A 20156-nucleotide genomic window follows, 5' to 3' on the forward strand; every position below is an offset into this window, starting at 1 on the left:
TAGGGAAATAAACACCCCTTAAATGTTATCGCAACCTTTGAATTTCAAAAACTCTTTAGTTTTTTTGCCTCAAATGATGGACGCTCTCGCCCCCAAGACCATAATTATTAGAATCGACCTCATCTATAATGACCACAATAGAAGCCTTATTTTTGTTTAACACCTTAACCATCAAATCTGAAACCCCTTCAATCAATTGCTGTTTTTGCTCGTTTGTTGGCCCTCCATTTTCTGGCACAAGTTTGATATTGATAAACGGCATGTTATTCCTTAAAATTGAGATAACGCATGATAGCGTTTTTATTTAAACGCTTGATTAGCGCCTTTCATATTCAACCCTCTTTTAAAAAACAATAAAAGCCCTTTTAGTGGCTTTCAAGTCAAGTTAAGTTTGATATACTAACAAAATGAATACTTATAAAAACAGCTTGAATCACTTTTTAAATTTAGTGGATTGTTTAGAAAAGATCCCCAATGTGGGTAAAAAGTCCGCCTTTAAAATGGCGTATCATTTGGGTTTGGAAAACCCCTATCTGGCGCTCAAAATCACGCACGCTTTAGAAAACGCCCTAGAAAACCTTAAAATGTGTGCATCTTGTAACGCGATCAGCGAGAGCGAGGTTTGTGAGATTTGCTCTGATGAGAGTAGGCAAAATTCTCAGCTTTGCATGGTTTTACACCCAAGAGATGTGTTTATTTTAGAAGATTTAAAGGATTTTTTAGGGCGCTATTATGTGTTAAATTCTATAGAAGAAGTGGATTTTAACGCTCTAGAAAAACGCCTGATTGAAGAAAACATTAAAGAAATCATTTTTGCTTTCCCTCCCACTTTGGCTAATGATTCTTTAATGCTTTATATTGAAGATAAATTACAGCATTTCCAGCTCACTTTCACTAAAATCGCTCAAGGCGTGCCTACTGGAGTGAATTTTGAAAACATTGACTCCGTTTCGCTCTCAAGGGCGTTCAATTCAAGGATCAAAGCATGAATTTAAACTTTATGCCCCTATTGCATGCTTATAACCATGCGAGCATTGATTTTCATTTCAATTCTAGCGCTAGGGATTTTTGCGTGCATGAAGTGCCTTTGTATGAATTTAGTAACACGGGCGAACATGCCGTTATTCAAGTGAGAAAAAGCGGTTTAAGCACTTTAGAAATGCTTCAAATTTTTTCTCAAATTTTAGGGGTAAAAATCGCTGAATTGGGTTATGCGGGCTTGAAAGATAAAAACGCGCTGACGACTCAATTCATCTCACTCCCTAAAAAATACACCCCTTTATTAGAAAAAAATACGAGTAACTTTCAAGAAAGAAACCTTAAAATCCTGTCTTTGAATTACCATCATAATAAAATCAAATTAGGGCATTTAAAGGGGAATCGCTTTTTTATGCGCTTTAAAAAAATGACCCCCCTAAACGCTCAAAAAACAAAGCAGGTTTTAGAACAAATCACGCAATTTGGCATGCCTAATTATTTTGGCTCACAACGCTTTGGGAAGTTCAATGACAACCATAAAGAAGGGTTAAAAATCTTACAAAATAAAACGAAATTCGCCCATCAAAAATTAAACGCTTTTTTAATTTCAAGCTATCAAAGTTATTTGTTTAATTCGCTTTTAAGCAAACGATTAGAAATCAGCAAAATCATTAGCGCTTTTAGCCTAAAAGAAAATTTAGAATTTTTTAAACAAAAAAATTTAAGCGTCAATTCAAGCACCCTAAAAGCCCTTAAAAACCAAGCCCACCCCTTTAAAATCTTAGAAGGCGATGTGATGTGCCATTACCCTTATGGGAAGTTTTTTGATGCTTTAGAATTAGAAAAAGAGGGCGAAAGGTTTTTGAAAAAAGAAGCTGTGCCTACGGGGTTACTAGATGGCAAAAAAGCTCTTTATGCAAAAAATTTGAGTTTAGAAATTGAAAAAAAATTCCAGCATAACCTTTTAAATAGCCATGCTAAAACGCTAGGATCCAGGCGGTTTTTTTGGGTGTTTGTGGAAAATGTAACTTCTCAATATATCAAAGAAAAAGCGCAATTTGAATTGGGATTTTACTTGCCTAAAGGGAGTTATGCGAGCACGTTGCTCAAAGAAATCAAGCATGAGAAAGGAGAAAATAATGACGAATTTTGAAAAGATTATCGCGCAAAACAGGCTCAAAACGAATGCGGTTTTAGCCACTTATTGCGTGATTTTTGCTTTTATCGGGTTGTTGGTGGATGTTATTAGAATCAACGCTAATGATTTAGGCACAGCCCTTTTTAAACTCATGACTTTTCAAATTTTTCCTGCAATCACCATGATTATGTTTTTAGCGGCTTTTGTTATTATTGTTATTTGTATCCAAAATTTTAGCTCTATCATGTTAAGCGGTGATGAATACAAGCTTATTGACACAAGCAAGGTTTTAAGCTCTAAAGAAAATCAAATCCATCGCCTTTTGTTAGAGCTTTTAGAAGAGGCTAAGCTTCATTTTGAGCCTAAGCTTTATATCATTAACGCTCCTTACATGAACGCTTTTGCGAGCGGGTGGAATGAATCCAATTCTCTTATCGCTCTTACAAGCGCTTTAATAGAAAGGTTGGATAAAGATGAATTAAAAGCCGTGATCGCTCATGAGCTCAGCCACATACGGCACAACGACATCCGCTTGACCATGTGCGTGGGGATTTTAAGCAATATCATGCTGTTAGTGGCTAATTTTAGCGTGTATTTTTTCATGGGGAATCGCAAGAATAGTGGGGCGAATTTAGCCCGAATGATTTTATGGGCCTTACAGATCATTTTGCCTTTTTTAACGCTTATTTTACAAATGTATTTGAGCCGCACACGAGAATACATGGCCGATAGCGGGGCGGCGTTTTTAATGCATGACAATAAGCCCATGATTAGGGCTTTGCAAAAGATTTCTAACGATTACACCAACAACGATTATAAAGAAATAGATAAAAATAGCACCCGATCAGCGGCTTATCTTTTTAACGCTGAAATGTTTAGCACCCACCCTAGTATTAAAAATCGTATCCAATCCTTAAGAAAGCGTGTGATTTAAATGGAAAATTTTTTCAACCAGTTTTTTGAAAATATCGGCGAAGACAAGAATCGAGAAGGTTTGAAAGAGACGCCTAAAAGGGTTCAAGAATTATGGAAATTCTTGTATAAAGGCTATAAAGAAGACCCTAGAGTGGCTTTAAAAAGCGCGTATTTTCAAGGCGTTTGCGATGAAATGATAGTGGCTCAAAACATTGAATTTTACTCCACTTGCGAGCACCATTTGCTCCCTTTTTTTGGGAATATTAGCGTGGGATATATCCCTAAGGAAAAGATTGTAGGCATTAGCGCGATCGCTAAACTCATTGAAATTTATAGCAAACGCTTGCAAATCCAAGAAAGGCTGACCACTCAAATTGCAGAAACTTTTGATGAAATCATAGAGCCAAGGGGCGTGATTGTGGTTTGTAAAGCCAAACATTTGTGCATGAGCATGCAAGGGGTGCAAAAGCAAAATGCGATCATTAAAACAAGTGTGTTAAGAGGCCTCTTTAAAAAAGACCCTAAAACCAGAGCTGAATTTATGCAACTCTTAAAATCTTAGGTTATAATTCTATGCATGAGTAACCCTAATTTATCCTTTTACTATAATGAGTGCGAGCGTTTTGAAAGCTTTTTAAAAAACCATCATTTACACCTTGAAAGCTTCCACCCTTATTTGGAAAAAGCCTTTTTTGAAATGGTGCTTAATGGAGGTAAAAGGTTCCGCCCTAAGCTTTTTTTAGCCGTGCTTTGCTCTTTAGTGGGTCAAAAAGATTATTCTAACCAACAAACAGAATATTTTAAAATCGCTTTAAGCATTGAATGCTTGCACACTTATTCGCTCATCCATGACGATTTGCCATGCATGGATAACGCCGCTTTAAGGAGAAACCATCCCACTTTACACGCTAAATACGATGAAACCACAGCCGTTTTAATCGGCGATGCGCTCAACACTTATTCTTTTGAATTGCTTTCAAACGCTTTACTAGAAAGCCACATCATTGTGGAATTAATCAAAATCTTAAGCGCTAATGGGGGGATCAAAGGCATGGTTTTAGGGCAGGCTTTGGATTGCTATTTTGAGAACACGCCCTTAAATTTAGAACAACTCACTTTCTTACACGAGCATAAAACCGCTAAATTGATTAGCGCGAGCTTGATGATGGGGCTTGTTGCGAGCGGTATTAAAGATGAAGAGCTTTTTAAATGGCTTCAGGCTTTTGGGTTAAAAACGGGTCTTTGTTTTCAAGTGTTAGATGATATTATAGATGTTACACAAGATGAAGAAGAAAGCGGTAAAACCACTCATTTAGACAGCGCTAAAAACAGCTTTGTGAATTTATTGGGGCTAGAGAAGGCGAATGATTACGCTCAAACTTTAAAAACAGAGGTTTTAAACGATTTAAACCTACTAAAACCCGCTTATCCTTTATTGCAAGAAAATTTAAACGCATTATTGAACACTCTATTTAAAGGCAAAACATGAAAAAAATTCTACTCACCAACGATGATGGCTACCATGCAAAAGGCATTAAAGCTTTAGAACAAGCTTTAGAAGGAATGGCAGAAATTTATGTGGTCGCCCCCAAGCATGAAAAAAGCGCATGCTCGCAATGCATCACGATCACTGCGCCTTTAAGAGCGGAGAAAATTAAGGGCAAAGAAGGCCGGCATTACAGGATTGATGATGGCACGCCAAGCGATTGCGTGTATCTGGCAATCAATGAGCTTTTTAAACATGTTTGTTTTGATTTAGTGATTTCAGGGATCAATCTTGGCTCCAACATGGGCGAAGACACGATTTATTCGGGAACGGTGGCCGGAGCGATTGAAGGCACGATCCAGGGCGTGCCTTCCATTGCGATTTCTCAAATCCTTTCTAACAAAAACAAAAACACTCCCTTAAGTTTTGATCTAGCTCAAAAGATCATCCAGGATTTAGTCCAAAACGTTTTCACCAAAGGCTACCCTTTAAAGGGGCGCAAACTCCTGAATGTGAATGTCCCTAATTGCTCCTTACAAGAATATAAGGGCGAACGCATCACCCCTAAGGGCTATCGGTTGTATAAAAAAGAAGTGCATAAACGCACAGACCCCAAGAATGAAAGCTATTTTTGGCTAGGGCTGCACCCTTTAGAATGGCAAAAGCGCGAAAATGAAGACAGACTCTCTGATTTTGACGCTATTGCTTCAAACCATGTTTCTATCACGCCTTTAAATTTAGACTTAACCAGTTATGATGATTTGAAAAGCTTGGAATCTTGGCATGAGGGAATGTTAAAGTGAGTAAAAATCACCGCTTGGCTTTTTTAGGGCTAATTGTTGGGGTTCTATTCTTCTTTAGCGCATGCCAACACCGCTTGCACATGGGGTATTATTCAGAAGTTACGGGGGATTATTTGTTCAACTATAATTCCACTATCGTGGTGGCTTATGACAGAAGCGATGCGATGACTTCTTATTATATCAACGTGATTGTTTATGAATTGCAAAAATTAGGCTTTTACAATGTCTTCACGCAAGCGGAATTCCCACTAGATAAAGCCAAAAATGTGATCTATGTGCGCATTGTCCGTAACATCTCAGCTGTGCCGTTCTACCAATACAATTACCAACTGATCGATCAAGTCAATAAACCTTGTTATTTTCTTGGGGGGCAGTTTTATTGCTCTCAAACCCCTACCGATTACTACGCTATCAATGGCTTTAGCGAGCAAATTTTAATGAGCGCTAATTCGCATTTTATTTTGGATTGGTATGATGTGGTGCTGCAAAAACGGGTTTTATATGTGGATGGGAGCGTGAGCGGGAGGACTTGCGGCTATCAAATGCTCTATAGGGATTTGATTAAAAGCACGATCAAGCGCATTGACTTTAACCGCCCTGAACGCTACTACTACAATTTAAGACTGCCCCTTTATCAGCCATGTTATAGGCAATGAGTGATGGTTATCAGGCGATTGTATCAATTTTGTGCTAGCCATGTGGTGCGCAATTGCTCTTCTTTAAAATGCGCTCAAAATATCCATGGGCATAATTATGAAGTGGAGGTTTTTATTGAAACCAACCGCTTAGACAGCGCAAACATGGCGTTAGATTTTGGACTGATGCAACAAGAGATGCAAGTTTTCATTGAGTCGTTTGATCATGCCCATCATTTTTGGGACAAAGAAAGCCTTGAGTTCCAGCGTTTTATAGAAACCAACTGCGTTCGTTACGTGAAATGCTCGTTTAATTTGAGTGCGGAGAGTTACGCCCTCATGTTTTTATACTACCTTTCAAGGATTTTACAAAAAAGCGTTTTTTCTAATAATGAAGGGGAGTTAAAGGTTTCTAGCGTGCGCGTGCATGAGACTAAAAACGGCTACGCTGAAAGCTTTTTAAAAGATTTAGAAAACCCTCATTTTAAATCTTTAGTGCATCCAAATTGCGTCTCTTTCTCGCAAGGCATTCAAAATTTGTGGCATGATAAGGATTTTTTCAATAAAATCATCAGCGATGAAAAACAATGCTTTTTCCACGCTAAACCCTTACACCAGATCCCTTAAAAATGAAACTCCCGGTCGTTGAGAGTTTTTTTTCCTTACAAGGTGAAGGAAAAAACATAGGCAAACCCAGTCTTTTTTTACGCTTAGGAGGGTGTAACCTTTCATGCAAGGGCTTTAATTGTAAAACCATATTGCATGATGAAATCCTAACAGGTTGCGATAGTTTGTATGCGGTGCATCCCAAATTCAAAACATCTTGGGATTATTATAATGAGCCTAAGCCCTTGATTGAGCGCTTAGTTAATTTAGCCCCTAGTTATAAGGATTTTGATTTCATTCTCACAGGCGGGGAGCCAAGTTTGTATTTCAATAACCCTATTTTATTGAGCGTTTTAGAGCATTTTTACCGCAAAAAAATCCCTTTATGTGTAGAGAGCAATGGCTCTATTTTTTTTGAATTTAGCCCTATTTTAAAAGAATTGCATTTCACCCTAAGCGTCAAACTCTCTTTTTCTTTGGAGGAAGAAGGCAAGCGGATCAACCTCAAAGCCTTACAAAATATCTTAAATAACGCTAAAAGCGCGCATTTTAAATTCGTATTAGATAGCCAAAACGCCGCTCAATCTATTGTAGAAATTCAAAGCCTTTTGAAACAACTCTCCTTAAAAAATAATGAAATCTTTTTAATGCCCTTAGGCACAAATAACAACGAGCTAGACAAAAACCTAAAAACCCTAGCCCCCCTAGCCATAAAGCATGGTTTCAGGCTGAGCGATAGGCTTCATATCCGCTTGTGGGATAATCAAAAAGGGTTTTAAATCCATCATATCATACAAAGCGTTATTATTTTAAGCTAAAAATTGTTATCATTACGCTCATTAAGGGATCATTTTATCTTTGGAAGTTAGGAAATCATGATCATCAAAGTTTTTTCGCCCAAATACCCCACTGAATTAGAAGAATTTTATGCCAAGCGCATCGCTGACAACCCTTTAGGGTTTGTCCAACGCTTGGATCTTTTGCCCAGTATTAGCGGGTTCGTTCAAAAATTGCGCGAGCATGGCGGGGAATTTTTTGAAATGAGAGAGGATAAAAAGCTCATTGGGATTTGTGGGCTTAATCCTATCAATCAAACAGAAGCAGAGCTGTGTAAATTCCACATAAATACCGCTTATCAATCCCAAGGGTTGGGCCAAAAACTCTATGAGAGCGTGGAGCAATACGCTTTTATTAAAGGCTATACTAAAATCTCTCTGCATGTGAGCAAGAGTCAAATCAAGGCATGCAACCTCTATCAAAAGCTTGGTTTTGTGTGCATCAAAGAAGAGGATTGCGTGGTGGAGTTGGGCGAAGAGACTTTGATTTTCCCTACTCTTTTTATGGAAAAGATTTTGTCTTGATTGGCGCATCCATTTGACACACGCCTTCTAACCATCAAACTTTTATTAACATAGCCTAATTAATGATAAATAAACCCTAAAACAAACGCTTGTTTTTAAAATTTTGTTTTTCAAGCGCATCGCAAAGTTTTAGAATCCCTATTTTAGGGGTTAACGCTAAAATAGGCTATCAAAACTACTTTAATGATTTCATAGGATTAGCTTATTATGGCATCATCAAATACAACTACGCTAAAGCGAGCAGTGAGAAAGTCCAGCAATTGAGCTATGGCGGTGGGATAGATTTGTTATTGGATTTCATCACCACTTACTCCAATAAAAATAGGGGTTAGGGGATTTTAATGAGATTGCAGAGAGGAATATAATATCCCCCCACCCCCTTAAGAGTTTTACAACAAAATGAGATCCAAAACGAAAAAATTTTATCATCACCAAAACCCACCAACGCTATCGGCTAAGTTTTGATTGAATCACTCAAAGGTTTGTGCTTCTTTCATGCTGTGGGCGATTCGTGTTGGGTATTAGATTTGTTGTAAATTGGCGCCATTAAAAGCGATACGATAAAAGCGATTAAAGCAACCACAAAAATATAAAAGCTTAAACCATAACTTTGCAAGCTTTCAGGCGCTGCTATAGCTTTTGCGTTTAACCAGCTTGAAAGTTGAGGGGTAAAGCCAGCGGTTATAGCATAGGCTATGTTATAAGCAAAGGAAATCCCGCTAAAACGGATTTTGGCGCTAAACACATCGCTCATAAAAATGGGGCAAAAATTCATAATACCCGCGCAAAAGCACGCTAAAAAGTATAAAACTATGGTATTGACCAAACTTGGCGCGTTAGAATAAAATTCTTTAAAGAATAAAAAGCCAAAAAAGGCAAAGGCCACACTAAAAGCCATACAAACTTTGTGTGGTTTGATTTTATCGGCCAAAAACCCGGTTAAAATAATAGAACTTACAATGCCAACAAGCCCTAAAATTTGAAAATAGGTTTTTTCAAACGGAGTGAAATTAAAATTAGGATGCGTAAGGGTAAAATTGGGAACAAAAAGGATAAAAATCAAAATACAAGCGGTTAAAACCCAAGTGATAAGCATGGAGATTGATATACCAAAGAGAGAGTTTTTAAACACCTCTTTAAGCGGGAATTTGACTAAGGCATCGTCTTGCTTCATTTGCTGAAAAACAGGAGTTTCTTCTAAAAAGCGCCTCAAATACACAGAAATGATACCAAAAATCCCTCCAAGCCCAAAAGCAACCCTCCAAGCCCAATCTTCAACAACAGGCTTGTCAAAAACCATATAAATCCCTATATAAACCAAACTCCCAAGCAAAATCCCAGAAACTACAGAAGCGGTTAAAAAACCGATATAAGTGTTTTTTTGGCCTTGCGGGGCATGTTCATGGACAAAAACCCAAGCGCCAGGCAATTCACCACCCACAGCAACGCCTTGACAGATCCTAACAAACACCAAAAAAACAGGCGCTATGTAACCAAGATAATGAGCGTTTTTTAGGCTAAGCCCCATGTTATCAACGCCAAAACCCACAAAATGATTAAAAGTTGGCATCAAAGCGAGCGCAAAGGTTGGGATCACCATCAATAAAATAGAGAGCATGAACATGTTTTTACGACCGAATCTATCCCCAAAATGAGCCATCACTATGCCGCCAAGCGGGCGCGCCAGATAACCTGCAGCAAAGATACCATAAGTGTTGATTTCAGACCAAATAGGGCTGAGCGTGCTTGGGAAAAAGTGTTTGGCAATGATGCTCGTAAAAAATACAAAGATGATAAAATCGTAAAATTCTAAAGTCCCCCCAAGCGAAGATAACCCTAAGGTTCTTACCTCTTTTTTGCCTAAATGTTTTATTGACTATCCTTTCACTAAGGCTATCGCCCTGTTTTAAATTTGTCATTTTGAAACTAAGATTGATAAAATTGATTTTATATAACTACCTCACACCTTAACGGCATTTCTAGATAACAAGCAGTAAATGAAATTGATTAGCACTCAAAGTGAGTCATTTTATCTTTTTTATCATTAAGCATGACTTAAACGAGTCTAAATTTTGTTTTACCCGTTTTGTCAAAACGCCTACTTAATTATATCAGCCACGAAAACACTCCTATGAAGACTTAGGCAATAACACTTCTTTTAATTTTTTAATGATGGCTTTTTCTCTTTTTTCACGAAATTCCTTTATATTTTCCCATTCTAATTTTAGGGTAGGGTCAATATAATTTCTTTTTTTATACTCTTCTATGGCTTGCTCATTTTTATATTCTTCTTTGAGCCACACTTCAGGGTCTTTATCCTTTTTGGTGCTGTTTTCTGCACCTTCTAAAAGCTGGAGATTGAATAAATAATCCTTCCACTTATAGAAATCTTTATTTAATTTTTTATTCTTCTCATTAAACTTGGACTTTGGATAAATATGGTCTATCTATATGAAAAGTGGTGGCTTTATAATTCAGATTTGGGTATAAGAGGTATAAGATTTGTAAAACAGGAAAGACTCTAGCATCGCTACTAGAATATATCATGTCTTCTATAGCATCGTTAGTGATTTTTAAAGGCCATGCTTGGTGTTTGGCTAAATTGTGGTTGAATGCTTCAAAGGTTTTCACATCCTTCATGCTATTGGCTATGTTGTTTAATTTTGTATCCGTTGAAGGAGTAAAATAACTCGTGATTTGAGCGTTACGGACAAATTTTAGGGCTTGTTCTTTATCGTTCTCATTCATTTTTGAATTTAAAAAATAAAAATAAGCTAAACTGGATAAAATATAAGCTGAACCTAAATAGCCCACATAACCAAAAGTTTCTAATAGTTTTGCAGCATTATAAATGCTATCTGTGATTTTTTCCCAATTTTCTTCAATCTCTTTGATATTCTTTTTATTAAAATTTTTTAATTCAAAAGTAGTGTCTTTACCAATGAGAAGCAAGCAGGTTTTTAGCACCTGGTCTTGCCCCACATTTGGAAAACCTTTATCTTTTAAAGCATCTACTAGCTCATTCATTTTTTCTCTAATATCGCTTGAAAAGCTTGCTGTCAAAATAGACATCAATAAATCAGAATAGCTTAACTTGACCCCGCCGCTATTGACACGGATAAAGATATTTAAAACTTTATTAAGATTTTTTTCTGTTTCTTCAAAAAATGAAATGAGCTGTTTGTTGTGAAAAGCGTCTTTTAGTTTTTCTAGTAAGTCCAATTCGTTCTTTTCTAATCTATGTTCGTTCACATAATTCAAAACACCACTTTCCAACTCTAAAATATCCCCCACCTTAAACCAAAAATGCTCTTTATCGTTTTCAGGCGTTTTTGCATGAAATTCAAACTGGTAATTGTCTTCTGGGTTGTCCATGTTTGGCTGGTGCTTCAAGTTCAAATACAAACGCTTCTCTTCATAAGCGTTAGGGTTGTTGATTTTAGCGTTCTTTTTCTTAAGCGTTCTAGTGCCTTTAAGCCCGATATAAAGCGAGGTTAAACGCTGTTGGCCATCTAGGACGATATACAAATCATCACGCCTAATTTGTTCAACATGGATTTTTTCATTGTGGGGCTTTCGCTCATCGTAATTTGTGATGAATTGATAAAGTTGGAAATTGAGTTTATCGCTATCTTGTTCATCGCTCTTGGCTATATCCTCCTTTTGTAATTTCCAAAATAAAAAAGAGCCGATAGGATAACCCCTAAGAATGGAGTCAAAAAGTTGCTCTATCTTTTTTTCATCGGCTTTTTTGAGCCACACATACTCGCGCTGAATGTCAGGCAAAAAATAACGAGCATTCAATTCATCTACCACATCTTTAATGCTCTTATCTAAAAACACACCCATGAGAATCTCCTTATTTTGTATTATTTAGGCTGTATTATAATCAAATATTAAAGAGATTAGAGAGCCAACTTTAATTTAAGATTTTTTCCACGCGCTTTTGGATCACTTCTAAAACCAAGCAAAAAAGCCAGTAAATCAAAGCGGCTTCCAAATAAATAGGGAGAAAGTCATAGCTAGCGTTCGCTTTTTGCTGCGCGATTCTAAAAACCTCTGCGATAGTTACCACAGAAGCTAAAGAAGTTTCTTTAAAAAGGCTGATGAAGGTGTTACTCAAGCTTGGCGTGGCGACTTTGAGCGCTTGAAAAAAGATGACATGCCAAAAGGTTTGCAAGTAATTCAAGCCCAAACTCAAGCTTGAATCCCATTGATCTTTAGGGACAGAAAGAAAGCTCGCCCTCAAAGTCTCTGAAGCGTATGCCCCCACATTAAAAGAAAACGCAATAATGCCTGCTGGGATTGGATCCATATAAACCCCAAGGGCGGGCAAACCATAAAACACCACCACAATTTGGACCAATAAAGGCGTGCCTCTAATGAGCGAGACATAAAAATTCACGCCCACTAATAAAGCCTTATGAATGAAATGTTTAGGGGGCGCGATTTTAATGAGGGCCACCATAACCGCAATGAATAAGCCCAAAATAAAAGAGGTAACCGCTAAAGGCAAAGAAATAGAAAAAGCGGCTTTTAACATGGGGTAGAAAGCCTCTAACAATAATTCCAAACGCTCCTTGCTTAAATCTAAAGATTCAAAAAACAAAGACAGATTAGGGCTGGCTGACATCTTTTCCAAAAAATTGTTCGCCTAAGCGTTTTAAAACCCCTTTATTGATCAATCTTTGCATCGCCTGGTTGATAAGCTCTAAAGCTTTTTCTTGGTGCTTGTTAATAACAAAGGAAGCGCCCCCGTCTTTTTCTTGGGACTCCCATGCGATTTTAAAGGGGTTATCTTTGTGGGTGTTTAGGTAGTTTAAGATCGCTAAAGAACTATTTAAGGTCAAATCGGCTCGTTTTTGCGCCACTAACAACAAGGCTTGCGCCATAGAATCCACCGAAACGATTTGAGCGTCGTATTTAAAAGCGATTTCCCCATAAGTGGAGCTTAAAGTGTTAGCCGCCTTTAAGCCCTTAATGTCTTTAATATCTTTAATGCGGTTTTCATCTTTTCTAACTAACATGATCGTGCCTGAATAGCTATAAGGCAAGCTTTTATCAAAAGCCGCTTGGCGTTTTTTAGTCGTCAAACTCACCTGGTTAGCGACCATATCAAAACGCCCCGATTTCAGGCCTGTAAGCATAATATCCCATGAAGTTTCGTGGAATTTGATTTTCACGCCAAGCTCTTTGGCCAACTCCCTAGCCACCTCCACATCATAGCCGGTGAGCTTGCCCTCTTTATCATGGTAAGTGAAAGGGGGATAAATGCCTTCTGTGCCAACGCTGATCGTTTCTTTATTAATCAGTTTTTCATACAGGCTAGAAGCGTTCAAAAAACCCCCAAAAAAGCTTATTACCAATAAAAATAAAACTTTTTTCATTTTTTAGTCAATCCTGATTTTTATTTTTCGCGCATTCTAGCGCAAAATAAAAATTTTGCATGGTTTGATTTTAAATATAGACGCGCTCCAAGCGTTTGGACAAAGTGCTGATGGTTTCATAAGGAATGGTGTTTAAAAGCACAGCGATCTCGCTTGCGTCATTAGCCTTGGTGCTTTTATCCCCAAATAAGATGACCTCATCGCCCTCTTTGGCTTCAATATTATTGAGTTTGACAAAGCACTGATCCATGCACACCTTGCCAATCAGGGGGGCTAATTGGTTATTGATCGCTACTTGAATGCGATTGCCTAAAGTGCGCGCTAACCCGTCCGCATACCCTAGAGCTAAAACACCCACTAAAGTCTCTTCATTGGTATAAAAATGCTCGCCATAGCCAATAAATTCGCCTTTTTTAACGCTTCTGATTTGAACGATTTGGGCTTTTAAACTGATAACATTTTTTAAGATGGTTGGGCATGATTCTTTCATTTCATTAGAGGGGTAAAAACCATAGAGCATGATGCCTGGGCGATAGAGGTTTAACAAACGATTTTCATTCCCGTTACACAAAGAAAGGATGCCGGCAGAATTGTAGGCATGGCGGTATTGGAACTCTATTTTTTGATCCAAAAGCTGCTCTAAAAAAGCGTTAAAGGCTTTCATCTGGTTTTTAGCATGGGTTTTAATCTTAGCATCAGCGTTGCTTAAATGCGTGAATATCCCCTCTATTTCCAAGCCTTTTAAAGCGCGGATTTTTTTAATGATTTCTATGCTTTTAAAATTAGGCTCTAAACCCAAGCGGTGCATGCCGGTATCAATTTTGAGATGCACTTTTAAGCGTTTTTGAGATTTTAAAGCCATTTGAGAAAAAACCTCCGCTTGTTCAAGGCTAAAAATCATAGCGCTCAAATCGTTATCAATCAGCATGGGAGCGTTAGAATTAGGGCTATAACCTAAAATCAAAATGGGGGTTTTAGAAAAATGAGAGCGCAACTCTAAAGCTTCATCTAAGGCCGCTACCCCTAAATAATTAGCCCCTTCTTGTAAGAAAATTTCGCTCGCTTTAATCGCTCCTGCCCCATAAGCGTTCGCCTTGACAACCGCCATGACACAAGCGTCTTTAGGGACAATGCTTTTGACTGCATGAAAATTATGCCTTAAAGAAGAAGTATTCACTTCTACAAAACTCGCCCTTTTTAACATGCCATCTTACTTGTTAGAATGTTTGCTAAAATACCAACGAGTTTCAGAATACACCACTTTATGCAATAAAATCAAAGCGATTAAATTAGGGATAGCCATAAGCCCGTTAGAAAGATCCGCTAAATTCCACACAAAATCAATTTTAGCCATAGCCCCCACCATCACGCTCGCTAAAAAGATCAAGCGGTAATATTTCACTTTTTTTTCACCAAAGGCGTATTCAGTGCATTTTTCCCCATAATAAGCCCAACCAATAATCGTAGAGTAGGCAAAAAAGATCATGGTCAAAAAAATCACCACCGTCCCTAATGAGCCTAGAAAATACTCCGTGCTTTTTAAAGTGAGCAAATTAGCGCTTAATTTTTCCCCATTAGGGAGCAAGGTGTTGTATTCTGGCGCCATTAAAATCACGCTCGCTGTTGCCGAACACACTATTAAGGTTACAATAAAAGTTTGGAGCATGGACACTAAGGCTTGACGCACCGGGTGGCGCGTTTGAGCGCTTGCGGCAATAATGGCTGAGCTCCCTAACCCCGCTTCATTAGAATACAACCCCCTAGCCACGCCCGTTTTTATCATCGTCGCTACCAACGCACCGCTCGCTCCGCCTACAACGGGTTTGGGGTTAAAGGCTTCTTCAAAAATGAGTTTGATCGCTTGAATGGCTAAATCAAAATGGCTAACAATAATATAAATAATAGCGATCAAATATAAAAGCACCATCACTGGAGCTAAATAAGAAGTGAATTTACCAATGGATTTAATCCCCCCAATGACAATGAAAGCGGTTAAAATCGTGAGCAATAAGCCTGAAACCCAATTAGGCAAGTTCGCTTGTTCGCTTAAAATGGAAGAAACCGCGTTAGATTGCGTCATGTTACCGGTGCCAATGCTTGCAATAATCGTAAAAATCGCAAACGCCATGGCGAGTTTGGGCATGTTAAGGCCGTTTTTGATGTAATACATGGGCCCTCCGTTGTATCCAAACGCCCCTTTTTCCCGGTATTTCACCGCTAAAATCCCCTCAGAATACTTAGTCGCCATGCCAACAAGCCCAGTAACCCACATCCAAAACACCGCTCCTGACCCTGCGATGCTGATAGCGGTTGCTACGCCTACGATACTCCCAATGCCTACAGTCGCCCCCAAAGAAAGCATGAGAGCGGAAAATTGCGAAATGTCGCCCTTAGATTGGGACTCTTTGTCAAAAAGGATTTTGATCGCATAAAAGATCTTACTGAATTGCAAACCCCTAAGATAAAAGGTTAAAAACAAGCCGGTGCCTACTAATAAAATTTGCATGGGAATCCCCCACACAAAATTAGATAATAAACGCACCACCGAATCAATCGTTTCCATAAAAGCTCCTTAACAAACTAGGGTTTAAAAAAGAAATTCCTTAATCCCTAAAAAATGCAGAAAAAAGCATAATATCGGCATTTTTTTCATTCGCTCCGTCTTGGCTTAAATTGGCGATGATTTTACCAATGGCCGGGCCAAAAGTGATACCAAGCCACCCAAGCCCTGTCGCATGGATTAAGTTTTTATAGCGTTTGTCAAATCCTAAATAAGGAATATCATTAGGGGTTAAGGGTCTGAAACCGCACCACTCTATGGCGTCTTTCATTTCAAAAGGTTGCGTGAAAGCGGCTAAATTCTTTTTCATGTTAGCGATTTGCTCTTTATCAATGAGAGCGTTGTTGGTGTTTAATTCTAGTTTAGAAGTGATTCTAACGGTGTCTCTTCGTGGGGTCATTGCCATGAAAATATCCGCAAATAAAGAAGAGGTCTTGGGTTTTAATTCTTCAGGCATTTTAAAGGTGATGCTATAACCTTTAGCCCCCATCATTAAAAAATCGTTTTTAGTTTTTTTAATGAGAGTGGGGTTAGCCCCAGTGGCTAGAATGATTGTTTCTGCTTGGATTTTTTCCTTATGCGTGATAACGCCATCAATAAGGTTGTTTTTAAACTCAAAATCAATCACTTCTTCATTATAAAGAAACTCCACGCCAACATTTTGCAAATATTCTTGCAAAGAGCGCATCACTTCGCCCGGATCCACATGCGCGTTTTCGGTTAAAAGCACGCTCCCGCAGATATTGTCATTAACAATAGGCATGTATTCTTTGGTTTCTTTCACACTCAAAATCTTATAAGCGCCGCTGTTATCGCAAGTTTTAAGCTTTTTTTCAAAATTTTCTTTTAAGGTGTAGATCATTAAAAGCCCGTCTTCTTTATACCAAAAGTCCATGCCGTCTTTTAGCATTTGATGATACATATCAATACTCAGCCACCCGTAGCGTTCAAACAACGCCATGGTGCGGTGCGTGGATTTGGCGTTCGCGCTTTTCATAAACTTTAAAATCCATTGATAGAGCTTTAAATTAAGCCCAAAATGGAATTTTAAAGGGGCTTGGTTTTTGAGCATGAGTTTTAGGGTGTCTAACACCACACCAGGGCATGAGAGCGGGGCTTTTTTAAACGCAGAAATGAGCCCGGCATTCCCAAAAGAAGTGCCGTTTGTGCCATCGCTTTTTTCAATCACGCAAACCTTATGCCCTAATTTATGCATAGAATACGCACAAGAAAGCCCTACAATCCCACCGCCTATTACCACGACTTCTTTTTTCATGCTGATAGTCCCTTTAATAGATTACTTAATGGCTATCGCTTCAATTTCTACTAAAGCGTCTTTAGGTAGTTTAGCCACTTGAAAGGTTGCTCTAGCCGGATAAGGCTCTTTAAAATAACTCCCATAGATTTCATTCACCACCGAAAAATCGTCTAAACTTTTCAATAAAATAGTCGTTTTAACCACGCTATCCATCCCTAACCCTGCTTCTTTTAGAATCGCTTTGATATTTTCCATGGATTGCGTGGTTTGAGAATGAATGTCCGCACCTTTAAATTCGCCGGTGCTCGCATCAATGCCTAATTGCCCAGAGACAAAAACAAGATCGTTAGTAGCGATAGCTTGAGAGTAAGGGCCTATCGCTTTTGGGGCTAGCGTTGAATGAATGACTTCTTTCATGATTGGAACTCCTATGATGATGTGTTATGTCAGCTATTATTATGCAATCAAATTAAAAAGAAATAAAAAACGAGCACAAAACGCCATGAATTTTCATCTTATTATTAAGGTATTGTATATTTTTTACCCACATTTAGAAATTCTTAAACGGGTTTTGTTTGAATTTTAGGCTTTGTTATCATCAATTTTAAAAGCTACCACTCGCTTGCAAGCCCTTTTATTATGGCTTATTAAAAAATGCCTTTGAGCATTTTTACAGACACTCATTGCCACTAAAAGAGGGCAAAGCCACAATCTGTTTTTAAAAGAGAATTGGAAATTTGAACAAAACCTTGACTTTTATTATTGAGTTTAGATACAATAACAATCGTCTTTTTGAATAAAGAGCGCGGGAATAGCTCAGTGGTAGAGCACGACCTTGCCAAGGTCGGGGCCGCGGGTTCGATCCCCGTTTCCCGCTCCATATTTTGATTTAACTTCTAGAGCATGGTTTCTATTTAGTTTGCCCAGGTGGTGGAATTGGTAGACACAAGGGACTTAAAATCCCTCGGTAGCAATACCGTGCCGGTTCAAGTCCGGCTTTGGGCACCATCGTTGCAAATTAAACCGAATTAAATTAAACATGGTTTAATTTTGTTATCTTAATGGACGCATTATTGTTAAATTTAAGGCGACATAGCCAAGTGGTAAGGCATGGGTCTGCAAAACCTTGATCCCCCGGTTCGAATCCGGGTGTCGCCTCCATTTATTGTAGTCATTTAGGGACTTTTGTGAGGGACTTTTATGAAAATAGCGGGAGATGGCTGAGTGGTTGAAAGCGGCGGTCTTGAAAACCGTTGAGGGTCATACCTCCGGGGGTTCGAATCCCTCTCTCCCGGCCACTTGATTAAAATCTTTTAAGCGATTTGTTTTGGCAAATTCATGTCTTCTTTTAACAAAGAATTTTGTGAATATTGATTGTCTCTTTTAATTGAAATTTAAAGATTAGTTTAAAGGATTTTATTCGGTGGGATTGTCAGCGTTAAGCCTTATTGTTCCTCTTAGCGTTATTTTAATGGTGTTTTTCACTAAAAGAGTCGCGCTCTCGTTGTTTGTAGGCATTTTAGTGAGCGCTGTTTTAATGCATTCGTTACACCTTTCTCAACTTGTAGAATATATTTATCATAAAATCACTTCCGTTTTTTACACTTACGAGCCAGAAAAAGGGCTTCATTTCAATCTTTCCAACCTTTATGTTTTTGGGTTTTTAATCTTTTTAGGCGTCTTAAGCCAGGTGATTTTAAAATCCGGTAGCGTGCAGAACTTTGTCAAAAAAGCTAAAAAATACTCTAAAAACGCCAAAACCCCCGAATTTATCGCTTTTTTTTCAGGCATTATTATTTTTGTAGATGATTATTTTAACGCTCTGACCGTGGGGCAAATCTCAAAATCTTTAAACGACGCTCATAACTCCACACGAGAACGCCTAGCTTATATTATAGACTCCACTTCAGCGCCGGTGTGTTTGTTAGTCCCTATTTCTAGCTGGGGGGCTTATATTATGGGGATCATGAATAACGATAACTCGCCTTTATTGAAAGATAGTTTTTCGGTGCTTGTGCAAAGTTTAAGCAGTAATTATTATGCGATTTTTGCGCTCATTGCGGTGTTTCTCACTATTTTGTGGCAAATCAACCTCCCTAGCATGAAAAAGTATCAAAACATAGGCGTGAAAGATTTTTATAGCGAGCAAGAAGAGGATCTTTCAAAACTAGCCCCCTTAAGCTTGTTACCTCTTTCTATTTTTTTGTTGATTGTGTCCATTTCCTCGTTGATTTTTTATACAGGAGTGATTTTAAAAAACACCGATGCGAGCTTTTCGCTCTTTTATGGGGGGCTGTTTTCACTCATTATCACCTATCTTTTAGCCTATAAGTTTTTAGAAAAAGGGGGTTTTTTAAAACTCATGTTGGATGGCTTTAAGAGTGTGGGGCCAGCGATACTAGTCTTAACGCTCGCTTGGGCTATTGGGCCTGTGATTAGAGATGACGCTCAAACGGGGCTTTACTTGGCTCAAGTAAGCAAGGAATTTTTAAATAGTGGAGGGGGGGTGTATATGCCCTTAATCTTTTTTTTAATCTCTGGTTTTATCGCTTTTTCTACCGGCACAAGCTGGGGAGCGTTTGCAATCATGCTGCCCATTGGAGCGGGCATGGCTAATGGAAGCGATATTATTTTAATCGTTTCAGCCATTCTTTCTGGGGCGGTTTATGGGGATCACACAAGCCCCATTTCTGATACGACTATACTATCGGCTACTGGGGCGGGGTGTTCGGTGCAAAGCCATTTTATCACACAACTCCCTTATGCGACTATTGCGATGCTTTGCAGCGCGGTGAGTTTGGGGGTTGCAAGCTTTATGCATTCTCGCTTGCTCGCGCTTTTAATTGGTATCATTTTGCTTGTAGGGGTATTTTATCTTTTAAAAAGGTTGTATGGTGAAAACTAAAAACTTGAATTGGGCATTGACCTAAAAATTTAAAAATCCCATTTTTTAAAATTAAAATAAGGTTTTAACGATCCCTATTGGATTAAAAAAGAGTCTTATCTCATTATCAATCAATTTAAAAAAA

20 protein-coding genes, 4 tRNA genes and 1 pseudogene are annotated in these 20156 nt (G+C 38.4%); 16 read left to right on the forward strand and 9 right to left on the reverse strand.

What is annotated here, in order from left to right:
- Positions 1–55 precede the first annotated feature (55 nt).
- A complete protein-coding gene (locus tag QU01_RS05140; protein WP_001115881.1) occupies positions 56–262 on the reverse strand; it encodes a 2-hydroxymuconate tautomerase family protein in 207 nt (68 codons plus the stop codon).
- A 145-nt stretch (positions 263–407) separates the two neighbouring features.
- Here QU01_RS05140 and recR point away from each other — a divergent pair, with 145 nt between their 5' ends.
- The 11 genes from recR (at position 408) to QU01_RS05195 (ending at position 8254) form a co-directional block, all read left to right on the forward strand.
- Positions 408–989 (forward strand): recombination mediator RecR, encoded by a 582-nt coding sequence (gene recR, locus QU01_RS05145; protein ID WP_033763346.1) that lies wholly within the window; start codon positions 408–410, stop codon positions 987–989.
- Positions 986–2131, forward strand: coding sequence for a tRNA pseudouridine(13) synthase TruD (gene truD, locus QU01_RS05150; protein WP_033763347.1), 1146 nt, complete (start codon positions 986–988; stop codon positions 2129–2131). The genes recR and truD overlap by 4 nt, the downstream gene beginning before the upstream one ends.
- Positions 2118–3050 carry a zinc metalloprotease HtpX gene (gene htpX, locus QU01_RS05155; protein WP_033763348.1) on the forward strand — a complete coding sequence of 311 codons (933 nt, stop codon included), beginning with the start codon at positions 2118–2120 and terminating at the stop codon, positions 3048–3050. The genes truD and htpX overlap by 14 nt, the downstream gene beginning before the upstream one ends.
- Entirely contained in the window at positions 3051–3593 is a 543-nt protein-coding gene (gene folE, locus QU01_RS05160) for a GTP cyclohydrolase I FolE (protein ID WP_033763350.1), read from the forward strand.
- Positions 3594–3608: 15 nt separating this feature from the next.
- Entirely contained in the window at positions 3609–4520 is a 912-nt protein-coding gene (locus QU01_RS05165) for a polyprenyl synthetase family protein (RefSeq protein WP_033763352.1), read from the forward strand.
- The gene (gene surE / locus QU01_RS05170) at positions 4517–5320 is read left to right on the forward strand and encodes a 5'/3'-nucleotidase SurE (protein ID WP_033763353.1); all 804 of its coding nucleotides are present in this window, start codon (positions 4517–4519) and stop codon (positions 5318–5320) included. The genes QU01_RS05165 and surE overlap by 4 nt, the downstream gene beginning before the upstream one ends.
- Complete coding sequence (locus QU01_RS05175) at positions 5317–5976, forward strand: hypothetical protein (RefSeq protein WP_025454488.1); 660 nt, start codon at positions 5317–5319, stop codon at positions 5974–5976. The genes surE and QU01_RS05175 overlap by 4 nt, the downstream gene beginning before the upstream one ends.
- A 3-nt stretch (positions 5977–5979) precedes the next feature.
- Positions 5980–6582 carry a 6-pyruvoyl trahydropterin synthase family protein gene (locus QU01_RS05180; RefSeq protein ID WP_033763360.1) on the forward strand — a complete coding sequence of 201 codons (603 nt, stop codon included), beginning with the start codon at positions 5980–5982 and terminating at the stop codon, positions 6580–6582.
- Positions 6583–6584: 2 nt separating this feature from the next.
- Entirely contained in the window at positions 6585–7340 is a 756-nt protein-coding gene (locus QU01_RS05185; protein ID WP_033763354.1) for a 7-carboxy-7-deazaguanine synthase QueE, read from the forward strand.
- 96 nt (positions 7341–7436) lie between these two features.
- On the forward strand, positions 7437–7922 hold the full coding sequence (locus QU01_RS05190) for a GNAT family N-acetyltransferase (protein WP_033763355.1): 486 nt from the start codon (positions 7437–7439) through the stop codon (positions 7920–7922).
- A gap of 89 nt (positions 7923–8011) precedes the next feature.
- A complete protein-coding gene (locus QU01_RS05195) occupies positions 8012–8254 on the forward strand; it encodes an outer membrane beta-barrel protein (protein ID WP_033763356.1) in 243 nt (80 codons plus the stop codon).
- 161 nt (positions 8255–8415) lie between these two features.
- On the opposite strand, the gene QU01_RS05200 is transcribed toward QU01_RS05195, so the two are convergent.
- The 8 genes and pseudogenes from QU01_RS05200 to QU01_RS05235 form a co-directional block, all read right to left on the reverse strand.
- Complete coding sequence (locus QU01_RS05200; protein WP_033763357.1) at positions 8416–9795, reverse strand: MFS transporter; 1380 nt, start codon at positions 9793–9795, stop codon at positions 8416–8418.
- Positions 9796–10051: 256 nt separating this feature from the next.
- Positions 10052–11771 (reverse strand): annotated as a pseudogene (locus QU01_RS05205) (DUF262 domain-containing protein).
- 70 nt (positions 11772–11841) lie between these two features.
- Positions 11842–12555 (reverse strand): amino acid ABC transporter permease, encoded by a 714-nt coding sequence (locus QU01_RS05210; protein WP_033762901.1) that lies wholly within the window; start codon positions 12553–12555, stop codon positions 11842–11844.
- Positions 12539–13309, reverse strand: coding sequence for an amino acid ABC transporter substrate-binding protein (locus QU01_RS05215; protein ID WP_033762861.1), 771 nt, complete (start codon positions 13307–13309; stop codon positions 12539–12541). The genes QU01_RS05210 and QU01_RS05215 overlap by 17 nt, the downstream gene beginning before the upstream one ends.
- A gap of 70 nt (positions 13310–13379) precedes the next feature.
- Positions 13380–14513 (reverse strand): alanine racemase, encoded by a 1134-nt coding sequence (gene alr / locus QU01_RS05220; protein WP_033762862.1) that lies wholly within the window; start codon positions 14511–14513, stop codon positions 13380–13382.
- 6 nt (positions 14514–14519) lie between these two features.
- The gene (locus QU01_RS05225) at positions 14520–15872 is read right to left on the reverse strand and encodes an alanine/glycine:cation symporter family protein (RefSeq protein WP_033762863.1); all 1353 of its coding nucleotides are present in this window, start codon (positions 15870–15872) and stop codon (positions 14520–14522) included.
- A 40-nt stretch (positions 15873–15912) separates the two neighbouring features.
- Positions 15913–17145 carry an NAD(P)/FAD-dependent oxidoreductase gene (locus QU01_RS05230; protein WP_033762864.1) on the reverse strand — a complete coding sequence of 411 codons (1233 nt, stop codon included), beginning with the start codon at positions 17143–17145 and terminating at the stop codon, positions 15913–15915.
- Positions 17146–17166: 21 nt separating this feature from the next.
- Positions 17167–17544: a RidA family protein gene (locus QU01_RS05235; protein ID WP_000665793.1), complete on the reverse strand. Its 378-nt coding sequence runs from the start codon at positions 17542–17544 to the stop codon at positions 17167–17169.
- A 388-nt stretch (positions 17545–17932) separates the two neighbouring features.
- Here QU01_RS05235 and QU01_RS05240 point away from each other — a divergent pair.
- The 5 genes from QU01_RS05240 (at position 17933) to QU01_RS05260 (ending at position 20032) form a co-directional block, all read left to right on the forward strand.
- A tRNA-Gly gene (locus QU01_RS05240) sits at positions 17933–18007 on the forward strand.
- Positions 18008–18048: 41 nt separating this feature from the next.
- Positions 18049–18135 (forward strand) — tRNA-Leu (locus QU01_RS05245).
- 78 nt (positions 18136–18213) lie between these two features.
- Positions 18214–18288 (forward strand) — tRNA-Cys (locus QU01_RS05250).
- A 49-nt stretch (positions 18289–18337) separates the two neighbouring features.
- Positions 18338–18425 (forward strand) — tRNA-Ser (locus QU01_RS05255).
- A gap of 125 nt (positions 18426–18550) precedes the next feature.
- Complete coding sequence (locus tag QU01_RS05260; RefSeq protein WP_033762865.1) at positions 18551–20032, forward strand: Na+/H+ antiporter NhaC family protein; 1482 nt, start codon at positions 18551–18553, stop codon at positions 20030–20032.
- Positions 20033–20156: the final 124 nt, after the last annotated feature.

This window comes from Helicobacter pylori SA221C (genome assembly GCF_000476855.1).
GTDB classification, from domain to species: Bacteria; Campylobacterota; Campylobacteria; order Campylobacterales; family Helicobacteraceae; genus Helicobacter; species Helicobacter pylori_DK.